Source organism: Arcticibacterium sp. GJ41-1, assembly GCF_055808875.1.
Window position 1 is genome coordinate 4325217 of sequence record NZ_CM147888.1, and the last position, 15963, is coordinate 4341179.

Sequence of the window (15963 nt, forward strand, 5' to 3'; positions counted from 1 at the left end):
ATGAATTTTTCAATACAAACTGGAGAACAGTTATTCCAATTTATACTGTTGGTTGTTCTCATCATTTTTGCCATCATACTTCTTGGTTTGGTTATCAATGTGTTTCTCACAGCTCAAGCTATCTTATATAAGAAAGCGGGCATTGAAACTAAAGCCTTTTCTTTAGATTCCTTCTGGAAGAAAATTAAAGGTGAGGTACCAATGGAAATGGAATCTGAGCTTTTAATGGATCATGATTATGACGGTATTCACGAGCTTGACAATCACCTTCCACCATGGTGGTTAGGTATGTTCTACGCAGGAATAGTTTTCGCGGTAGTTTATATGTTTAACTATCATGTTTGGAAATGGAGTCCACTTCAAACAGAGGAGTACGAAATAGCTATGAATGAAGCAGCTGAAGAAAAAGCTTTAGCTCAACAAAATAGCCCAGAAACTGCCATAGATGAAAGTGCCGTAGAACTCATTACCGACGAAACACAAATTACTAGAGGTAAAACTATTTATGACGGTAACTGTGCCGTATGCCACGGAAATTTAGGTGAAGGTGGTGTAGGACCAAACTTGACTGATGAATTCTGGCTTCATGGCGGAGACGTAAGCAGTATTTATCAAACAGTAAAATATGGTATTCCTGAAAAAGGAATGATTTCTTGGGAAGCTACCCTTAAGCCTGTTGATATTCAGCAAGTAAGTAGTTTCATTATTACACTTCAAGGCACTAATCCTCCAAATGGAAAAGCTGCCCAAGGTGAAAAATACACGCCTGAAGAGGTCACTGCAGAATCTGCAGAAGCCGAAGAGGTACTTTAAAATAAAAAGCAATGTCTACCACTGATGTTTTTGAAGAGTTATACGAAGATGATGAATACCGTAACAGTCTAGCCACTGTAGACAAAGACGGGAAAAGAATCTGGCTTTATCCTAAAAAAGCCAAAGGACCTTTTCTAAATAAAAGGCTCTTGGCCACCATCGTATTTCTTACCATTTTCATCAGTGGTCCTTTTATAAAAATTGGCGGACAGCCCTTATTAATGATGAACTTCTTTGAAAGGAAGTTCGTCATCTTTGGTCAATACTTCCTTCCACAAGACTTCGTTTTGTTTGGATTAGGAATGATAATTTTTGTGCTGTTTATCGCACTTTTCACAGTAGCTTTTGGTAGAATTTGGTGCGGATGGCTTTGCCCTCAAACCGTATTTATGGAAATGATTTTCAGACCCATAGAAAACTGGCTAGAAGGTGACGGCAGAGCTCAAAAAAGATTTGACGAAGCTCCATGGACTTTTGACAAAATTTGGAGAAAAACACTCAAGCACATCATTTTCATTGCCTTCTCTATCTTAATAGCCCATATGACCATGGCCTATATTATTGGGATAGAAAGTGTGAAAGAACTCATTAGTCAATCTCCCTCTGAAAACCTTTCTGGCTTTATTGGCTTGGTGGTTTTTACAGGTATTTTCTATTTTGTGTTCACTAAATTGCGAGAGCAGGTTTGTATCGCTATCTGCCCTTACGGAAGGTTACAAGGTGTACTGGTAAACAGAGACACCATGACCGTAATTTATGATTACATAAGAGGCGAGCCTAGAGGTAAAATCAAAAAGAATGCACCAGAAGAGACACAAGCTCAAGGCGACTGTGTAGACTGTAAGCTTTGTGTTCAAGTTTGCCCTACGGGAATTGACATCAGAAACGGTATTCAGCTAGAATGTGTTAACTGTACTGCCTGTATAGATGCCTGTGACGATGTAATGGAGAAGGTTAATAAGCCAAAAGGTTTGATAAGATACGCCTCTGTAGAATCAGTAGAAAAAGGAGTTCCTTATAAATTCTCTAAAAGGTCTATTGCCTACAGTATTGTTTTAACTTTACTAATCGGTATTGAAGCTTTATTGATTATAGGTAGGTCTGATATAGAAACTACGGTTATGCGAGTACCTGGCCAATTATATCAAACTACCGAAAAGGGTACGGTTACAAACCTTTACAATGCCCAAATGGTCAATAAGTCTCAAAACGAGATAAATGTCCAATTGAAATTAGTAGAACCAGCAGGTGAACTTAGAGTAGTGGGTGCAGAAAGCAGCATAAAATTACCTTCTGGCGAAAAGAGAGAAGTGGTTTTCTTTATAGAACTAGAAAAAGAAAAAGTTACCAGTACTAAAACAGAAGTAGTAATAGAGCTTTATGACGCAGAAGAAAACATAGAAACTATAGAAACTACATTCTTTGGGCCGGTGGCTAAATAGCTTTGGGCTTTTAGAAAAATTAGAATTAACGAGTAAGGGTTTATCAATCTACAAAAAAACAAGAATATGAGTTGGGGAAAAGGTATTGCACTTTTATATAGCAGTTTCGTAGTCTTTATGATTGGTCTGGTTTATATGTGCGTTCAGCAGAAAGACATTTTTCTAGTTAGTACAGATTACTATAAACAAGAGCTAGCTTATCAAGATAAAATAGACCAAACTCAAAACACATATGATTTAAGCGTGGAGCCTATTATTGATTATTCAGAAACAGGATTAGCCATTACATTCCCAGAAGAGTGTAGCGAATCGTCTGGAGAAGTAAGTCTTTACAGACCTTCAAACGGCGATATGGACATCTCTATTCCTTTTAAATTAAGTCTGAACAATACCCTAAATGTTTCAACGGATAAGCTTGAGAAAGGGCTTTGGGTTTTAAAGCTAAACTGGTCAAAAGACGCTAAGAAGTATTACCTAGAGCAGAAATTAACTATTTGACATGCTTTGGTCTGCCTTAATCATGGGATTTTTTGGCAGTTTACACTGTGCGGGCATGTGTGGTCCCTTGACTCTTTTACTTCCAAATGATAAGAAAAAATACCCCACTTTTTTCCTAGGCAGAACACTTTATAATATTGGCAGAGTACTCACTTATGCCCTACTGGGTTTGTTTATTGGTTTTATTGGTCAAAATACCACCTTCTTTATTTCAAAAGGAGTGCTTTCTGTTTGGCTTGGCTTAATAATTCTAATTGGCCTATTTATATCTGGAAATTTCATTCAGAATAAATACCTCTACAATAAGTTAAGCAGCTTTACATCAAAACTGAAATCTGGTTTCCGAAAGAGTTTTGACGCAAACTACTTTACTGGTCAGTTCATATTTGGCACTATTAACGGTTTATTGCCTTGCGGTTTAGTTTACGCAGCTTTGGCAGGAGCATTTATTCAGTTAGACGCCCTTTCAGGAGCTGGCTTTATGGCACTCTTTGGACTCGGAACTATTCCTATGATGTTATCAATTTCCTTAGGAAGTGGCTGGATAAAAAAACGATTTGGAAACCGAATTAAAAACATAATACCCGCCACTTATGCCCTCTTGGCATTCTGGCTAATATTTAGAGGAATTACCACCCAAAACCCAGACTTTCACGGGCAAGGCGTAAAGGCTATAGTCCAGTGTTTTATACCTTAAAACCAACCTTCTAACCTAAAAAAAGACCAGCTTTGATTTATTCAAATGCTGGTCTATCCTTTTTATAAGCCTACCGTAGCCAAAGTCTTTTTGATGGCCGCCATATTGGTTTCCAAAGCGGCATCATTCTCCATATCATTCAGTACTTTGTTAAAAGGCTCCGTTCTTAATGGTCCATCATAACCAATAGCAATAACCCCTTCCATGAATTCTTTGATATTTATAATGCCCGTAGCCATTGGCAATTCTCTTTTTCCATCAGTCTGTTCTCTTCGTTCAAAACCTGCTCTAACATCGTTAATGTCGCAGGTGATAATATCTTCAGGTTTAAGGCTTTTTATATCTTCTAGTGTGTCATTTGCGGTGTACCAATGAAAACTATCCAACACAAAACCCACATTACTCTGTCCTATCTCGGTAATAAGCTCTTTCCCTTCTTTCATACTCGCTATAAAGGGATACCTCATAGCGGTCAACAAATCTCTAGTACCAAGATATTCTAAGCCAAACCTAATACCATAATCTTTCATTACACGAGCACACTCTCCTAGTCGGTAGGCATGCTGCTTCATGTTTTCATTATAGGTTAACTCATTATGGCTTGATATTATCCAAGTGTTTATTCTGGTTGCCCCTTGTTTTGACATGACTTTACAGAACTTCTCTAAGTCCTTAAAATCATTGTTAAACGTAGTATTATCTTTTCTAAAATCTACTGGCACATTAGTACTGTCGTAAGAAATACCGTGCTCTTTCATCTTGGCTGTATGCTCGTTTAACTGAGCATCAGAATAAGACTTCATTACTTCCGATGTATAGGGGCTAATGGCTTCATAACCATATTTGATGGCGTAGTCTAAGGTTTCACTTAGATTAGATTTGACACCAATAATACCCGGATTTAGAGCTAGTTTAAACTTTCTTTCAGCAGCTTGCTGAGCAAAAAGTGAATTAAGAGGAAGGCTTGAAGCCGCAGCAAAAGCAGCAGAAGATTTCAAAAATTGACGACGTTCCATTGGTAATCTTTTTTAGTACTAAACCTAAATTACAAAACGAAAAGAGTTTTGCGTTTCGCAGAAGCGTCAAAACTTCATTTCAATCGACTAAAAGATATGATGGGCTAAAAATGTATTAGAAAAAGCGACGGATGAGGTAAATAACAAGATTAAGCAGAACACTTACCAAAATCATGGTAACCACCGGAAAGTAGATTTTAGTATTACCTTTTTCAAAAGAAATGTCTCCAGGAAGCTTACCAAACCAGCCTAATTTATCCCAAAAGAAATAAACCAGTACACCTAGTATTAGAATGGCCAATCCCGCAAGTATGATATATTTCCCTAAGTTTTGATTCATGATCTAATGTTTCAAAACAAAAATACCATATTAATGACCAGAAGTAAAAGCACTTTGCAGCTCAGAACCTTTGGTGTTTTGATGTTCTAGTGTCCAACCCGAGGTAAAACTTGTTTCCAAAATAGATTTACCCACCTTTCTAAATACAGCTACTTGAAGTCCCAATTTTTCCCAAAACATGGCTTCCATCTCTTGAACAGTCATTTGAGGTTCAATTGAAAAACTCTCTTGAATTTTCTTTCTCCCGTAATCTTTAATGGTTTTCCACCTATAATTGCCTTCAATACTCTCTCCGTTTCTAAAAAATTCTATGGTCAAAAAAGGAAAAAGTATATTAAACTTGGTCTCCACTTCCGCAATACTCATCTGAGGCAACACTTCCAATTTGTTAATCATTTTCATAGGTTCCGATTTTATAAGACAAATGTGGAAAGTTCTATTCTCACTAAATATGAGCCTCGTCATTTTCAAGAATCTAATTCGACAGTATTTCTTATCATATCTTTTTATGATAATTGTCATATTTTAGGCTTCTTTAAGAACTCTACTTGCAGTAGCTTTTTAAGAACCCATTAATTCCCTATGAATAGTTCTCATCAATTTGACGCCGTCTTCCTTTATGCCAATGAAGCCATCATTATCACTAATGAACGTGGTGAGATAGTGCGTATTAACCCAGCTACAGAAAAGCTCTTTGGTTATAAAGATGCAGAGTTACTATCAAAACGAATTGATACGCTAATTCCTGAAAGGTTTAGACATTCGCATGAAGGACATGTTAAAAAATACCATAAAAAGCCAAACCCAAGGTCTATGGGAGCGGGTTTAGACCTATATGCTCAGAAAAAAAATGGTAGCGAATTTCCGGTAGAAGTAAGCTTAAGCCCATGTAATGTAGATGGACAGCCAATGGTCATTGCCTTTATTATTGACATTACAGAGCGTAAAAAAGTAGAAGTACAAGCAAAAGACTATCAATTAAAATTAGAAAAAGAGGTAGAAGATAGGACACTAATTCTTCAGGAAGCCATTGAAAAGTTAGAAAACACGAAGAAAAAATTAGACGAATCGCTTCAAAAAGAGCGAGAGCTAAACCAGTTAAAATCAAGGTTTATTTCAACTGCTTCGCATGAGTTCAGAACACCTCTAGCTACCGTACTTTCATCCCTCACTTTGGTAGAAAAGTATATTGAACTAGAAGATAAACCAAAACAAGAAAAACACCTTTCCAGAATCAAAAAATCGATTTTAAACCTGACGGATATATTAAACGACATACTTTCTGTCAATAAAATTGACGAAGGTAAATTAGTAACTAAACCCTATTTATTTAACCTGAATAAACTTTTAGAAGATTTAGTTTCTGAGTTAAACCTCATTGCCAAGCCTGGTCAAAAGATTCTTTTAGAGATAAATGAGCCAAACGAAATTGAAATCAATCAAGACCCTAAATTGCTTACACATATTTTAAGCAACTTGCTTTCAAATGCCATTAAGTTCTCCGATATGGAAACTAACATATATGTTGTGGTAACAGCCTTAGATGATGACATCAAGATTAGCATAAAAGACGAAGGAATAGGTATTCCTGAGTCAGACTTAGAAAACCTCTTTACTAGATTTTTCCGCTCGGAAAATGCAGGTCAAATACAGGGTACAGGCTTGGGGCTTTCTATTGTCAATCAATACGCGGAATTATTAAACGGAAATGTAGAATGCAAAAGCAAGCTCCATGAAGGTAGCGAGTTTATCTTAAGCATTCCTAAAATACTTGAATCATGAAAAAGATACTTTTAATAGAAGATAACTTAGAAATTAGAGAAAACACCACCGAGATTTTAGAGCTTGATGGTTTTGAAGTCATCACCGCCGAAAACGGGAAAATTGGTGTAGAAAAAGCATTGGAAAGCATTCCAGATTTAATCATCTGCGATATAATGATGCCTGTTTTAGATGGTTATGGCGTACTACATTTACTTTCTAAAAATGCCAAAACTGAAGGAATTCCATTCATTTTTCTTACAGCAAAAGCAGACCGTGGAGACTTCAGAAGAGGCATGGAAATGGGTGCAGATGATTATATCACAAAACCATTTGAAGAAACCGAGCTTTTAAACGCTATAGAAAGCCGACTAAAAAAGCAGAAACTTATTGACAAGAAATATAAGCAAATGAAAGGCTTAGAGGAGCTTGTCAAAGATGTGGGTGGCGATGAAGATCTTAAAATTCTTAATCAAAACAGAGAAATAAGAAACTACCCTAAAAAGTCTGAAATTTACCGTGAAGGAGCTTATCCACTTTACTTATTTTACATTGAAAAAGGTAGAGTAAAAACCTATAAAACCAATGAAGATGGTAAAGAACTGATAGTAGGTCTTTATGGTGAAGGCGACTATTTTGGGCATGTAAACCTAATGACAGATGAGTCTTATTCAGAGTCCGCAGCTCCTATTGAAGATTGTGAAATATCACTTATTCCAAAATCAGACTTCAATGATTTGCTACACAAAAACAGACAAGTCTCTCAGAAATTCATTGGTATTTTATCCAAAGAAATAAAGGAAAACGAAGAGCAACTTATAAAACTCGCTTATAACTCTGTTAGAAAAAGAGTATCAGAAGCCTTGGTAAAATTCTTTGAACCTATGAACCCAGAAACCTTAAAAGTGGGTATCAAAATAAGTAGAGACGACATATCAAATGTAGCTGGCACATCGCTTGAAACGGCCATCAGAACCCTCTCCGACTTTAAAGATGAAAAACTGATTGAAATAGTTTCTGGCAAAATCAGAATTCTGGAAATGGATAAACTTAAGGCCCTAAGAAATTAAATTCGTAAGTTCTACAAACTCCTGATAAGTAAGCTGCTCTGCTCTTTTTTGAAGATTAGGATGCTCAAAATCTATTCCCATAGGTTTTAGAGCATTACTTAGCATTTTACGGCGTTGGTTAAAACCAGTTTTCACTACCGTGAAAAACTTACGCTCGTCGCAGTCTAATGTTACATTCTTGTTTCTCACTAACCTTATTACACCAGAATCCACTTTTGGTGGCGGGTCAAAAGAAATTGGAGGCACATTTATATGGTAATCTATATCATAATAGGCCTGTAAAAGGACACTTAAAATTCCGTATTTCTTACTTCCAGGCTTTGACGCTATTCGTTCTGCCACTTCTTTTTGAAGCATACAAACTACTTCATCTACAATGTCTTTGTCTTGTAAAACCTTAAAGAAAATCTGAGAAGATATGTTGTAAGGAAAATTCCCAATGATGCCAATTTTTTCATTTTCTTCTAAAGCTAGCTCTTTGGTGAGCCACATATTCAGCACGTCTTCATTATAAACACGGCCTTTTAAGGCAGGAAAATGCTCATTAAGGTAAACTACGGATTCACCGTCTAACTCCACCACATGGGTTTCCATGTCTTCTCTTTCTAATAGATATTTGGTCAATACACCCATTCCTGGGCCAATCTCCAAAACCTTTTTATACCTACCTTCCGGCAAAATCAAGTCAACAATATCTTTCGCAATTGCTTCATTGGTTAAAAAATGCTGACCAAGATGTTTTTTAGCTCTTACTTTTGCCATTAAAAAAACGGATATTTAGCCCCAAAAATAGCTATTAATTCTTAGTTTTAGCTGTCTATTAACTCCAAGGATATCCTTAAAATATTTATAGTTCATCGCTTCTATGCCAAAAAAAAAGACAGCATTTGCAGAATTCGACCCACTTCAAGACCTAATTGACAACACCTCCGAAGTGGTGATGATGCTATCGCCTGAGTTGAAATTCCTTTTTGTCAATAAAGCTTTTAGAGAAGCCTATGGTTTTGCATCAGAAGAAGTTATCAGCATGTCGTTTATGGACATCATACATCCGCTGTCTGTAAAAGATGTAAAAAGTAGGCTACAGCTCGTTCAGCAAGGAGAACCTGTAGCAAACTTTCAGATGATTACCCGAAACAGGGAAGACAAAAGGGTTTATTTAGAAGGAGAAATAACCAGTAGATTTGAAGAAGGTGAAATCGTAAATTATAGATGCCTTTTTAGAGACATCACCCAGCGAAGAAGAGCTGAAAGAGCCCAAGACTTATACTACTCTATAGCTCAAGCTAACTTAAAGACTCAAGATTTAAAGGAGTTTTTAAAAATGGTGCATGAAGAGCTTCAGAAAAAAATATATGCCAATAACTTCTTTGTGGCTATTTATGAGCCGGAAGATAGCTCCATATATTTCCCTTACAGAGTAGATGAGCAGTATCCCACACCTGTGGAAGACAGAAGAAAGCTAGGAAGTGGTATTGTGGAATATGCCATGGTACAAAACAAGCCATTGCTTTTTTATAAAGAAGAATTTGAAGAACTGGTCAAAACTGAAAAGATATTTCTTTACGGAAAAGAGCTTCCAGAAGTTCAGGTAATTGTGCCTTTAAAGGTCAATGACAAAACTACGGGAGTAATTGGTATCAAATCATACACCGATGCCACCAAATTTAGCAGCAGAAACCTTGAACTTTTAGAGTTCGTATCGGGTCAGGTAGCTCTTGCTATGGTAAGGAAAAAATCTCAAGAAGACCTTTTTATACAAACAGCTCGTTTAAATGCCGTTTTTGATAGTAGCTCGCACCAAATCTGGACCGTTGATAATAAGCGACACCTAAGCTCTTTTAATAAAAACTATGCTAAACTTATAGAAGAGCAGCTTGGCAAACCGCCTGCTTTAAACGTGAGCATTGAAAAAGTGGGTTGGAAATTAATCAACCCAGACGATAGACCATTTCTAAGAGAGATGTACAGCCTAGCTTTTCACGGCAAAGCCCAATATTTTGAAATGCACTGGGGTGGTATTGACGGTGGCGAAGATTGGTATGAGTTTTACCTCAACCCTATTATGTCTACAGATAGTGGCAAAATCACCGAGGTCTCTGGGATTGCCAGAAATGTTACCGAAAAGAAAAAGGCTATACTTTCTATTCAAAAAAGTGAAGAGAAGTTTAGAAACATCATTGAATCATTCATTGACATTTATTACCGTACAGATTTAGCCGGAAATGTCACCATGATTTCTCCCTCTGTATTGACACACACTGGTTATTCTTTAGAAGAAGTCATTGGAAATAAAGTAGATAAATTCTTTGAAAATGCTCAAGACAGCTCGCAGAACATAAAAACGCTGTTAAAAACAGGAAGTATTACCAATTTTGATGTTACCGTAAAAAGGAAAGATGGTTCTGTGCGTCAGTTCATGCTTAACATTAGAATGATTAAAGACAAACGCGGACTTCCTTACGCTGTGGAAGGAATTGCCCGTGACATAACGGAGCTTAAAAACTATGCTAATGAGTTACAAATAGCAAAGACAGAGGCGGAGCATTCTCTTGCAGTCAAAGAGCGTTTTTTGGCCAATATGAGCCATGAGATAAGAACGCCAATGAATGGAATCATTGGTATGATAGATGTCTTGAATGAAACCCCATTAGAGCTAGAGCAAAAAGATTATGTAAATACCATCAAAAAATCTTCTCAAACCCTTTTAACCATCCTGAATGACATCCTAGATTTATCTAAGATAGAAGCGGGTAAAATGGATCTTCATTTGGTAGATTCTGAGTTAGAAGAAATATTGAAAACGCTCATTGCTCTTTTTAACCAAAAGGCCTTTGAGAAGGGAGATACCATTAAATATGAACTTGCCAGCGATGTTCCCAAATATGTAAAAGCTGACCAAACAAGAATTCTTCAAATACTGTCAAACCTTACCTCAAACGCCATAAAATTCACCGAAAACGGAGAAATAAGAATTGTAGTAAGCCTGATAGAACAAAAAGATAAAATATCTGAAATCAAATTTGAAGTAATAGACCAGGGAATAGGTATTACCAAAGAAGACCAAGACAGGCTTTTCAACGCCTTTCAACAGTTAGATAATTCTACCAGCAAATCTTTTGGCGGCACAGGTCTGGGCTTGGTAATTTCTAGAGAATTAAGCCAAAGAATGAAAGGCGAAATGGGTGTAAACTCAGAAGTGGGAAAAGGAAGTAACTTCTGGTTTACCTGTAAACTTGAAAAAGCAAGGAAACCATCTAAGAATAGTAAATCAAACGACGACAACATAAAACTCACAGATTACTTCACAGACATACATCCTAAAATATTACTGGTTGACGACAACGACGTTAATAGAAAAGTAGCTAGAGAGATTTTAAGACGCTCCGGCTGCGAAATGGAAGAAGCTGATTCTGGCAAAAATGCCATCGCTACCTTTGAAGCTGCTCAAGATTTTGACCTTATATTAATGGATATTCAAATGCCTGAAATGGATGGCATAGAAACTACTAAAATACTGAGAGAACGCTTCGCTAAAACATTACCAAAAGTAGTGGCTATGACCGCCTACTCCATGCAAGACGACAGAGAGAAATTCCTCAATAGCGGTTTTGATGGCTATGTTTCTAAACCTATTAGAGCGGCCACTTTAATAAAAACCGTGGAAGACATGGTGAGAGGGGAAAATGTTTCAAAGACAAAACCTAAAAAAGCGAAGGCCTTTAATTTAGATGATGTCCCTTCTTTTGACAGAACAGTTATTGATAGTTTAAAAGAAATGGTTGGCCAAGAAATGCTAGTTTCTGTGTTTCAGGATTTCCAAAAAGAAGCTACAGAACAGATTCAAAACACTGAGGATGCTTTTAAAAAGAATGATGTAAAAACCATTCAACAAGAACTTCATACGCTAAAAGGTAACTCAGGAACCATAGGTTTAATGAAAATTCATGAGATAGTTAAGGCCATAGAAATACCCGCAAAAACAGGGAATCTTGAAAATTTTGAAGAAAACTTTAACTTGCTCAAAACCGAATTTAATGCCGTACAAAAAGATTTCAACAGCCTATAAATCTTATTAAAAGCATTTTAGTAACTTTGTTAGACTAAGTGCTTACTTAGAAAATCAGGAAAAGTGAATCTATTAGAATGAATTTTACCAAATGGATGGCCATTACGGTCTGTCTATTTATTGGTTTTAGTTTTACCACTAATGCTCAGTTAAGCTGTGGAACTACCCCTAGCCCTCTTGAAAAAGTAGAGCTAAAATCTCTATTACAAGACAATACCAAAAATTTACGCCGTCCTAATTATAACCTTGCTGTAAATGCAGTCATAGTTCATTCTGACACTGCCCTATCCGCTTTTGGAAGCTCAGAAGTCAATATACTTTTAAACCGAGCCAACCTTTACTTTGCAGAAATAGGTATTCAGTTTATTCTCAAAAACGCAGAAGTAAAAAACGTTTACAACACTAAACTTCAATCATTTAAAAGTGCAGACGAATTAGAATTGAGAAATGAGCATGATGTCTCAGATGCCATAAACATCTACTTTGTTAAATCTATCACAAATAAAGATGGATCCACTTTAAATGGCTACAGTGCCCTCCCAACCTATAAAGCTGGCAGTAATAGCGTTATTCTAAGTTATCAAAACAACAGTCCTGAAAACTTCCAAATATTAAAAGACAAGACTTTTCTGCATGAATTAGGTCACTATTTTGGGCTTTTACACACCTTTCAAGACGGAAATCATGCTGACATCACAAAGAGAGAGCTGGTTACTAGGGGGATAAATACAAACTGCGTTTACACAGGTGACGAAATATGTGATACACCCTCCGACCCTTTTGAAAGGCTCTCTAACTTCACCAATGTTAATTGCTCTCAAGCGTTCCCAGAAGGTTTAGTGGATGCCAATGGAGAAGTTTACCTTCCTGTTTATGACAATTTAATGTCGTACCATGTGGGCTGTGGTGATAATTTCACTCAGCAGCAATATGAAAGAATGGAAGCTTCTTTGGGCATCAGATTATCACCAAGTGCTGAATATCAAATCACAAGTCTAGAGGCTAACTTTGTGAGTTTAAAAGCTCCAAAAAAACAAGTGTACTGTGCGGGAGAAAAAGTAAGTCTTGGGATTTTAGCCAGTGGCACATTTGAAAATGACAATTATTACACCCTTGAATTCTCAGACCAAACAGGAGATAATTTCCATGACGTGGAAGCCACTTTTTATCAAGACAGCTTACACTTTACTATTCCTGAAGAACTAGTTCCTGGCCTAAATTATAAGTTCCGCTTAAAAACATCTTCACCTGAAGTGAGCAGCTTCCCTACTGAAAACATTCAGATAAAAACTGAAGGACAAATTTCGCTTTATTCTAATCGCACTATTACTAACAGTGGAGAGTTTATCAACCTAACAGTAAAAACTGTAGGTGCTGGTCCATGGCGTTTTGAGTTATCTGACGGTAGAATATTCGAAAACATAAATGTATCTGAATTGTCAATACCTACATTTATAAATAAGACCAGTACTTTCTCACTAAAAACTGCCCACCGAGCCGCTTGCGGTTTAAGTATGGATAGTACACAAGTCACCATTGAAGTAGTACCTCCTGCTATTTCTATTTCCAGTTCTTTTGTTACTGATATTTGTAAAAAGTCCATTGTTAAAATCCCTGCTAGAGGACTAAACATTGACAAAATTTCTACTTACAATATTGTTTTAAACGGGCAAAATAAAAGCTATATCATAAAACCGACTATCTCCACCACATCTGTCAACTTTGCGGTGCCAGAAGAAATAGAAGAAGGACAGACCTTTGATTTAAAGATAAGCGGAGAGGGTTTAGGAGACTACAGCGAAACGTATAAAGTTAAAGTTTTTGATGCTCCTAGCCAGCCAAAAATAATCAGTCCGGTTAAATATTGTTTTAACTCAACAGCTACTTCACTAAGTGCTGAAGGCGATAGTTTAAGATGGTATTTTGCAGAAAATGATGGTATCCCTTATTCTTCTATCACTCCTAAAACAGCCGAACAGGGTATATTTTATTATTATGTTTCTCAAATTTCTGAGAAAGGATGCAGTAGCGAAAGGAGTAAAATTGAGGTTCAAATAAAACCACCAGTTACAGCAAATATGAGCGGTGGCGGCACTATTGTTACTGGCGATTCTACCAAACTTAGATTTGACCTTACTGGAGAAGCCCCATGGAATTTAGAAATGGAAGATGGTACTTTACTCACCGCCGAAAGTCAAACCTTCGAATATTATGTAAAGCCAAATAACTCCACTTCATACACTTTAAAAAAAGTAAACAACCACTGTGGAAATGGTTTTGTCTCTGGTAGTGTTGAAGTGCAGGTTATACTGCCACTTGCTTTAAATGAAGAGCCAAAGAATGCACTCATGGCCTTTCCTATTCCCGCAAAAGACTATATAGACTTAAGACTTGACGAAACTAACGAGCAATTACCTTTAGAGCTTTACAGCTTCACAGGACATCTTCAGTTAAAGAGAAAGCCCTTGTTTCGGGATGGCCAAACAAGAATAAAGCTCCCAGCGTTAAACCCTGGAAGCTATATTTTAAAATTGACCCGTGGTACGGATATTTATTACAAAACTATTGTAGTGCGTTAGCCTAGAAAAAAGTACCTATCGTAAAAGACAAATTACCGCTCTTATTTGAAATCAAAGAAGAGTCAAAATCCGCTTCATTTGACAAAGTGTATGGTGTATAGGCACTATCAAAGGTATTCGCTGAGTATGCAGCATCTACAAAAAACTTAGATGTACGATACCCCAAACCGCCAGAAACTATAAGCTTACTTCTATCTACACCGTCGTTAGCGTTAATAGGGTCACCCATATAATTCAAGCCACCTCTTAATCGGAAATTTGATTTTCTAAGTTCCAAACCACCTTTAATGTTTACCACATTATTATAGTCACTAGCTATAGCATTTGTTTGCTCATCTGACCATTGACTCAGGTCATTATTTTTTATACCCATGCCTTTATAACCTACATATTCCGCTTGAACGCTAAGCATACCTATTTTTTTAGGCAACATATATGAGACTCCTGCATTAGCCCTTAGCGGTGACGTAATCTTATATTTGAAGTCATTAGGTAGGCTTTCGACAGTGGTGTATAAATTATCAGGCTCAATAGCTCCCTCTACAGGATTTATCTGTACTGTAGAATAGAAAGTTTCTTTAGTACCCAAAATGGTAGGGGTAGTTAGGTTTACACCAAGGTTAACATTTCTTGAAGCTTTGAATATTGCTCCCAAACTTAAATTTGCACCAAAACCACTTACTATTAAATCGTCTGAAATCATAAACTCTTTAATCACTTCAGCCTCTGCTTCGTTAAATTGCTCATAATGATTGCTCACCATGTTATAGTTTAAACTCTGCAGACCTAGACTAGCTCCCAAATAAGTTTTGTCTCCTAAGTTAGCGGCATAAGATAAATTTAACTGTCCCAAATTTCCTGACTCTGAAACTGTACCCTCTTGATAAACAGGCAAAGTAAGTTCACCTACTGTATAACCATCTTCAATAGGATTAATCAAATAACTCCAATAGTACATGGCTTCTCTTGTGTCTGCAAATCCTTGATTTGGAATATTGCTAGGTTGAAACTCATTATCTAAATCAGTAGGAGTAGCACCACTATTGCTAGTTTCAGCAGCAAAGGCATCCATTATAGAACTTCTTTCATTAGTTCCACTATACTTATGTTCATTATGAAAATTGACAAGTGTATTATAACTAATTCCGAAATTAGAACGCTTTATTTTTCCATTACGACCTGGCTTACTAAAAACCACTGAGGCTTGCCCTACTAAACTAAAGTTTGAAGACTTTCTATTTGATGCCGTTTCTAAGTAGGTTGAGCTAGTGGTCAAATTTCTAAAAACAGGACTTATGCTAAACTCCGACCTATTATAAAAGCCAAGACCAGCAGGATTAACTATACTGCTACTAGCGTCACCACCTAAAGCGGTAAACGCCCCTCCCATTCCTAAACTTCTTGCGGTACCATAATTACTGTATTGAGAAAAACGGAGAGCATCTTCGCCGTACTGAGCATGCACAAATGTCAGGCTTAGTAAAAAAACAGATAAACTTGATATTAACTTTTTCATATAATTTGTATTTGTTGATAGAAGTGGTTTCATAACGTATAAAATCCATTTTCTATTTCCTCGGGCTTAAATTTCACAAAAATACCCCGCCAAAGGTCCGTTTGGAATCAGCGGGGTAAAATTTATAAAAACCTACCACCTTATGTGGTTTTCTAAATGCTA

At 36.7% G+C, this 15963-nt stretch carries 13 protein-coding genes; 8 read left to right on the plus strand and 5 right to left on the minus strand.

Annotation, left to right across the window (positions count from 1 at the left end):
• From AC0L6O_RS17790 to AC0L6O_RS17805, 4 genes are all read left to right on the plus strand, one after another.
• Positions 1-813, plus strand: a complete 813-nt coding sequence (locus tag AC0L6O_RS17790; protein WP_473304254.1) for a cbb3-type cytochrome c oxidase N-terminal domain-containing protein — start codon at positions 1-3, stop codon at positions 811-813.
• An 11-nt stretch (positions 814-824) separates the two neighbouring features.
• The gene (gene ccoG, locus AC0L6O_RS17795; RefSeq protein WP_473304255.1) at positions 825-2255 is read left to right on the plus strand and encodes a cytochrome c oxidase accessory protein CcoG; all 1431 of its coding nucleotides are present in this window, start codon (positions 825-827) and stop codon (positions 2253-2255) included.
• A 66-nt stretch (positions 2256-2321) separates the two neighbouring features.
• Entirely contained in the window at positions 2322-2753 is a 432-nt protein-coding gene (locus AC0L6O_RS17800; RefSeq protein WP_473304256.1) for a FixH family protein, read from the plus strand.
• Between the two features lies 1 nt (position 2754).
• On the plus strand, positions 2755-3450 hold the full coding sequence (locus tag AC0L6O_RS17805; RefSeq protein WP_473304257.1) for a sulfite exporter TauE/SafE family protein: 696 nt from the start codon (positions 2755-2757) through the stop codon (positions 3448-3450).
• 62 nt (positions 3451-3512) lie between these two features.
• On the opposite strand, the gene AC0L6O_RS17810 is transcribed toward AC0L6O_RS17805, so the two are convergent.
• The 3 genes from AC0L6O_RS17810 to AC0L6O_RS17820 form a co-directional block, all read right to left on the minus strand.
• Positions 3513-4466, minus strand: coding sequence for a sugar phosphate isomerase/epimerase family protein (locus AC0L6O_RS17810; protein WP_473304258.1), 954 nt, complete (start codon positions 4464-4466; stop codon positions 3513-3515).
• 115 nt (positions 4467-4581) lie between these two features.
• A complete protein-coding gene (locus AC0L6O_RS17815) occupies positions 4582-4806 on the minus strand; it encodes a DUF2905 domain-containing protein (RefSeq protein ID WP_473304259.1) in 225 nt (74 codons plus the stop codon).
• A gap of 30 nt (positions 4807-4836) precedes the next feature.
• On the minus strand, positions 4837-5202 hold the full coding sequence (locus AC0L6O_RS17820) for a hypothetical protein (RefSeq protein ID WP_473304261.1): 366 nt from the start codon (positions 5200-5202) through the stop codon (positions 4837-4839).
• 186 nt (positions 5203-5388) lie between these two features.
• On the opposite strand from AC0L6O_RS17820, the gene AC0L6O_RS17825 reads away from it, so the two are divergent.
• Together AC0L6O_RS17825 and AC0L6O_RS17830 are read left to right on the plus strand one after the other, a co-directional pair.
• Entirely contained in the window at positions 5389-6588 is a 1200-nt protein-coding gene (locus AC0L6O_RS17825) for a PAS domain-containing sensor histidine kinase (RefSeq protein WP_473304263.1), read from the plus strand.
• Positions 6585-7637 carry a response regulator gene (locus tag AC0L6O_RS17830; protein ID WP_473304265.1) on the plus strand — a complete coding sequence of 351 codons (1053 nt, stop codon included), beginning with the start codon at positions 6585-6587 and terminating at the stop codon, positions 7635-7637. The genes AC0L6O_RS17825 and AC0L6O_RS17830 overlap by 4 nt, the downstream gene beginning before the upstream one ends.
• On the opposite strand, the gene rsmA is transcribed toward AC0L6O_RS17830, so the two are convergent.
• Positions 7626-8399 carry a 16S rRNA (adenine(1518)-N(6)/adenine(1519)-N(6))-dimethyltransferase RsmA gene (gene rsmA / locus AC0L6O_RS17835; protein ID WP_473304266.1) on the minus strand — a complete coding sequence of 258 codons (774 nt, stop codon included), beginning with the start codon at positions 8397-8399 and terminating at the stop codon, positions 7626-7628. The genes AC0L6O_RS17830 and rsmA overlap by 12 nt on opposite strands.
• Before the next feature lie 103 nt (positions 8400-8502).
• Between rsmA and AC0L6O_RS17840 the strand changes: the two genes are divergently transcribed.
• Positions 8503-11706, plus strand: coding sequence for a PAS domain S-box protein (locus AC0L6O_RS17840; RefSeq protein ID WP_473304267.1), 3204 nt, complete (start codon positions 8503-8505; stop codon positions 11704-11706).
• A gap of 77 nt (positions 11707-11783) precedes the next feature.
• Complete coding sequence (locus AC0L6O_RS17845; protein ID WP_473304269.1) at positions 11784-14285, plus strand: Ig-like domain-containing protein; 2502 nt, start codon at positions 11784-11786, stop codon at positions 14283-14285.
• A gap of 1 nt (position 14286) precedes the next feature.
• Here the strand turns inward: AC0L6O_RS17845 and AC0L6O_RS17850 are convergent, their stop codons facing one another.
• On the minus strand, positions 14287-15801 hold the full coding sequence (locus tag AC0L6O_RS17850) for an OmpP1/FadL family transporter (protein ID WP_473304270.1): 1515 nt from the start codon (positions 15799-15801) through the stop codon (positions 14287-14289).
• Positions 15802-15963 lie beyond the last annotated feature (162 nt).